The sequence below is a fragment of the Burkholderia sp. LMG 13014 genome, from assembly GCF_905232215.1.
Lineage (GTDB): Bacteria > Pseudomonadota > Gammaproteobacteria > Burkholderiales > Burkholderiaceae > Burkholderia.
The window spans coordinates 1-3338 of sequence record NZ_CAJNKE010000623.1 but is presented as its reverse complement, the minus strand read 5'-3'; the positions used below and the strand labels follow the sequence as shown (position 1 = coordinate 3338).

The following is a 3338-nucleotide window of genomic DNA, read 5'->3' as shown; positions in this document are numbered from 1 at the left end:
GCCGCGCCCGATGTCACACGCGTCTTCGTCGTGATTCACGGCACGCTGCGCAATGCCGACGCGTATTACGCGTCCGGGCTCAAGGTCGTCGAGAAAGCCGGTGCGGCCGGCACGGGCACGATGGTCGTCGCGCCGCAGTTCCTGACGCGCGCCGATACGCGCGCGTTTTCGTTGCCCGCGCAGACGCTGGCGTGGACGCAGGAAGGATGGAAGGGCGGCGACGCGGCCCGTCAGCCGGGGCCGGTCAGCTCGTTCGCCGCACTCGACGCCTTGCTGGCGCATTTCGCCGACCGCAGCCTGTATCCCGCGTTGTCGAGCGTGGTCGTGATCGGCCATTCCGCCGGCGCGCAGTTGCTGCAGCGCTATGCGGTGGCCGGGCACGAAGGCGATGCGCTGGAGCGGGCCGGCATCGCCGTGCGCTATGTGGTCGCGAACCCGTCGAGCTACCTGTATTTCGACGACGCGCGGCCGGACGGCCAGGCGATCGCAGGCGGAACCTGCCCGCGCGCGACGCAATGGAAATACGGGTTGAAGTCGGCGCCGCCCTATGTCGCGTCGCAGGACGCGCGCGATCTCGAAGCGCGCTACGTCGCGCGTCATGTCGTGTACCTGCTCGGCCAGGCCGACACGAACCCGTACACGCATTTCATCGACCGTTCGTGCGCGGCCATGGCGCAAGGCCCATACCGTCTCGCGCGCGGGCTCGCGTATTTTGACTACCTGAAGAAGCGGCACCCGGCCGATCTCGCCCAGCAGGTCGTCGAAGTGCCTGGCGTCGGGCACGACAATCTCGGCATGTTTACGTCCGCCTGCGGGCTGGCCGTGCTGTTCGACCAGGCGTTGCCGTCATCGTGCCCGGTCGTCGCCGGCACCGCGCCGGGCGTGCGCGCGACATTGCCGTAGGCGGGCGGGCGAGATCCGCGCCGGCCGGCATTGGCCGATCGGAAAATCCACGAACCGGCCGGATCGACGCGTTTCCCTGTCGGTCGCGCCCGCGCTCAGGCCGATCGCGCGATTGCGGCGCCGCGCGTCATGCCGTTTTTTCAGTGCCGGGCGGCGCGCTTGCATCGAATACCGTCAGGCCTTCCGTCGGGTCCGTCGGCATATCCCACGGACGTGCCGCGATGGCCCGTTGCGCCGCCTCGTAGCCGGCCTGCCGGCGGGCCGCGATGCCGTCCGGCGTGAAATCGATGTCCTTGAGCTGATTGTCGCCGGCGAGTCGCGGCGCCGCGAGCTTGACCAGGTGCATCGTGGTTTCGCATCCCCACGCGGCGAGCCGGCGCACGGCCGGCGACGCGCGTTCGGCTTCCGGCACGTGCCGGGCCAGTTCGCGGATCACGTGGCGCAGCCGGTGGATCTGCTGCTGGCGCGCGATGTGGCTGTCGGTGCGGCTTGCATACTGGATGTCCTTCTGCCGCTCCGACACCTGCCAGATGCTCTCGGGCTCGGGGCCGGCCGGATTCCACATCTGGACGGAGAAGATGATCGAGCTGCGGCGCGGGTTGTCGTCGAGCACGACCTCGACCGGCGTGTTCGAATACACGCCGCCATCCCAGTACGGTTCGCCGTCGATCCGGATGGCCGGGAACGCGGGCGGCAGCGCGCCCGAGCTCATGATGTGCTCGATCCCGAGCCGTGTATCGCGCGAGTCGAAATAGCGCATCGTGCCCGTGCACGCATTGACCGCGCTGACGGTCAGGCGCGGGTGGCCCGCGTTCAGCAGGTCGGGATCGATCAGCGATGTGAGCGTGTCGCGCAGCGGCGCGATCCGGTAATACGATGCGCGATCGACGCCGAGGCGGGCCATCGGCCCGAGCCACGATGCCGGATTGGGCTGGAAGAAGCCCGCGATGCCGCCGCCGATGATCATCAGCTCGGCCAGCGTCCGGTCCCAGCCGGGCAGCAGCGGCGCGGCGTCGAAACGGGTCCGTTCGGTCACGCGGCGCCAGAATGCCGACAGTTTCTCGTAGCGGTGTTCCGGCGGGTTCCCGGCGATCAGCGCCGCGTTGATCGCGCCGATCGACGTGCCGACCACCCAGTCGGGTCGGATGCCGGCTTCGTCCATCGCCTGAAATACACCGAGCTGGAATGCGCCCAGTGCGCCGCCGCCCTGGAGCACGAGCACGACTTGCCCGGGGAGATCCATGCGTGCCGGCTGGCTCGCGGTCATGGCTGGCCTCTCTGCGTGTGACGGTGGGTCGGATCCGAACGGTTCGATTCAGTTTAGGCGATCGGCGGCGGGGGACCGCCTGCAGCGCAGCGGTCGGCTGCGTTGGCTTCGCCAGTCGCTTCCGACCCTCAAGAGCGTGAGCGGTGGTGCGCTTGAATGCGCCCGCTCGCGCCGCGCATCCGCCGGCGCAAGTGGCCGGCGTCACGCGTCCGGGTAAGGCGTGCCGTCCTTGTGCAGAAACCGGCCGTCGCGGCTCGGGCTCATCATGTCGATGTCCGGGCAGGTGATCACGTCGTCCGGCGAGCGCGCGCCGACCTCGAGATAGACGGCGAGCGCATCCGACCGGTTGACCAGGTGATGGCCGTTGCCCGAGTTCTTCGGAAACGCCGCGCAGTCGCCGGCACGCAGCACGGTTTCGCCGCCGTCCTCGATCATCACGAGTTCGCCTTCGAGCACGTAGACGAATTCGTCCTCGTCGGAATGCCAGTGGCGCTGGCTCGACCAGCCGCCCGGCGGCACGCGCATCAGGTTGACGCCGAAATCGCGCAGCCCGCCGGCGTCGCCGACGCGCTGTCGGATGCGCTGCGCGCACGGCGCGTCGAACGGCCGCGGATAGCCGCTGCCGCGGCGTTCGGGTACGGCGCTGAGGTCGATCCTGGGCATGGGCGGCTCCGTCGGCCACGCGGGCGAATGGGTTGGGGGCATTGTAGGCGCCGCCCGCCATGCGTCCGCGCGTGTCGTGGTGCGCCGCGTCATTCGACCGTGATGGTCTCCTTCATGTACGGGTGTATCCCGCAGAACACCTTGTAGACGCCTGGCTTGTCGAAGCGGAACGAGTACGTCTCGTCCTGGTCGAGCGCCTTCGAATGAAAGATGCCGGCGTCGTTGACGACGGTGTGCGGCTCCGCGTCGAGGTTCTTCCACGTGATCGTCGTGCCGGCCTTGATCGTGGTCGACATCGGCGAAAACATGAAGTTGTGGATCGTCACGAGCGTGCCGTCCGGACCCTGCGCGAACGCGGAAAGCGGGCCGGCGGCGCACAGGATCAGCGCGGCGACGACGCTGGATGGCTTGAAGCGGTTCATGTCGGTCTCCTTGCGGTTCGGTGCGTCACGCCAGCGTCGCATCGTGCAGCGACGATGTGACCGGATGGCCCGCGAATTCGACG

4 protein-coding genes are annotated in these 3338 nt (G+C 68.7%); 1 reads left to right on the top strand and 3 read right to left on the bottom strand.

Going from position 1 to position 3338, the window contains the following annotated elements:
- Positions 1-903, top strand: a 903-nt coding sequence (locus tag JYJ84_RS32065) for an alpha/beta fold hydrolase (protein WP_205189957.1), incomplete at its 5' end; no start/stop codon positions are given.
- A gap of 127 nt (positions 904-1030) precedes the next feature.
- Here the strand turns inward: JYJ84_RS32065 and JYJ84_RS32060 are convergent.
- From JYJ84_RS32060 to JYJ84_RS32050, 3 genes are all read right to left on the bottom strand, one after another.
- Positions 1031-2170, bottom strand: coding sequence for a patatin-like phospholipase family protein (locus JYJ84_RS32060; RefSeq protein ID WP_175220282.1), 1140 nt, complete (start codon positions 2168-2170; stop codon positions 1031-1033).
- 201 nt (positions 2171-2371) lie between these two features.
- Entirely contained in the window at positions 2372-2833 is a 462-nt protein-coding gene (locus tag JYJ84_RS32055; protein ID WP_175220284.1) for a cupin domain-containing protein, read from the bottom strand.
- An 89-nt stretch (positions 2834-2922) separates the two neighbouring features.
- Positions 2923-3255: a cupredoxin family copper-binding protein gene (locus JYJ84_RS32050; protein WP_175220286.1), complete on the bottom strand. Its 333-nt coding sequence runs from the start codon at positions 3253-3255 to the stop codon at positions 2923-2925.
- Between the last annotated feature and the right edge of the window lie 83 nt (positions 3256-3338).